Source organism: Methylobacterium oryzihabitans (assembly GCF_004004555.2).
GTDB classification, from domain to species: Bacteria; Pseudomonadota; Alphaproteobacteria; order Rhizobiales; family Beijerinckiaceae; genus Methylobacterium; species Methylobacterium oryzihabitans.
In genome coordinates, this window is record NZ_SACP01000120.1 from 1 (window position 1) to 501 (window position 501).

The 501-nt window shown below is 47.9% G+C and carries 1 rRNA gene; it reads right to left on the bottom strand.

Annotated features, from left to right (window positions below):
* Positions 1–320: 320 nt before the first annotated feature.
* Positions 321–501, bottom strand: a 16S ribosomal RNA gene (locus EOE48_RS28640); the annotation flags it as partial.

A 501-nucleotide genomic window follows, 5' to 3' on the forward strand; every position in this document is an offset into this window, starting at 1 on the left:
ACCATATAACCCCAAGCAATCTGGTTATACTGTGAAGACGACATTCGCCGAAAATTCGCACGTTGCTCTTTCGAGCAGAACTCACAAATTTTACCTTAGCCTGATCCACCAGCAGTGAAACTGGTGTTCAGTCTATTTCTATCACATATCCGAATTTTTAAAGAACGATCTGACAAAAGTCAGAAATCAACATTCGAAGCGAATGCTCATTTCCAAGTTCTGATCAGGAACAACGTCAGGCCTGCACAAGGCCTTGATCGTCTTTTACAAAGAATCAAGCAATTCGTGTGGGAGCTCATCAGCAGGCTGATGTCGTCGATTAAGGAGGTGATCCAGCCGCAGGTTCCCCTACGGCTACCTTGTTACGACTTCACCCCAGTCATGAATCACACCGTGGTAACCGTCCTCCCGAAGGTTAGACTAGCTACTTCTGGTGCAACCCACTCCCATGGTGTGACGGGCGGTGTGTACAAGGCCCGGGAACGTATTCACCGCGACATT